1 protein-coding gene is annotated in these 902 nt (G+C 50.3%); it reads right to left on the bottom strand.

All coding sequences use genetic code 11. The features are described 5' to 3' along the window. Positions 1-3 precede the first annotated feature (3 nt). Positions 4-902: type IV pilus secretin PilQ (locus AC1DWI_RS24675; protein WP_477726113.1), on the bottom strand; the 899-nt coding region annotated here is incomplete at its 5' end.

The following is a 902-nucleotide window of genomic DNA, read 5'->3' as shown; positions in this document are numbered from 1 at the left end:
GAATTAACGCAGGGCAGATCCGTTAGTCAGCATTTTGGGTGTGATGAACACCAGCAATTCAGACTTCGTGGCAGATCGCGTTCTTTGTTTGAACAAATTGCCAACACCGGGGATGTCGCCCAAAAGCGGGACTTTGGTTTCATTGTCACGATCATTTTGCTCAAAAATGCCGCCAATGACCACGGTTCCACCATTTTCCACCAGTACCTGCGTTTGAATATGCTTGGTATCAATCGCGAATCCGTTCGCTGTTTCACGTCCCACGCTATCCTTGTTCACGTCCACTTGAAGGATGATGTTCCCCTCCGGCGTTATTTGCGGAGTGACTTCGAGCTTCAAGTTTGCCTTTCGAAAGGCAATAGCGGTGGCACCACTGGAAGTCGCCTGTTGATAGGGAAGCTCTGTACCCTGTTCAATCAGAGCCTTCACCTGATCAGCAGTCACGACACGTGGACTGGAAACAATTTTCGTCTTGCCATCTGCTTCAGATGCAGAAATCTCAAGATTAAGGAATCGTGTCTTTGCGGCATTGAACAAAGAAATGGCAAACGTACTTGCGTTGAATCCGTTTTGGCCTACACCAGGCAAGCTCACGAATTCACCTGCAGTAGTTCCTGCAACCGTCGCGTTATACGACCCGCCAAAAGCGGTGTTATTACCCTGGGTGAAGGGTCGACCCCCTAACCGCACGCCCAGAGATTTACCGAAGGAATCCGATGCTTCAACGATACGAGCTTCAATCAACACTTGACGGACTGCGACGTCTAATTTCGCTATCAGCGCCTGCACCTGTTCAAGTCGCGATGGTATGTCGGTAACGAACAATTGATTGGTGCGCGCCTCCGATATCACACTACCTCGCGCAGACAGTATCTTTGTAGCGCCAGCGCCGGAGCCCAACA

This window comes from Polaromonas sp. P3_C2, from assembly GCF_056402675.1.
The sequence above is the reverse complement of the archived record's forward strand: the minus strand, read 5'-3'. Positions and strand labels throughout refer to the sequence as shown.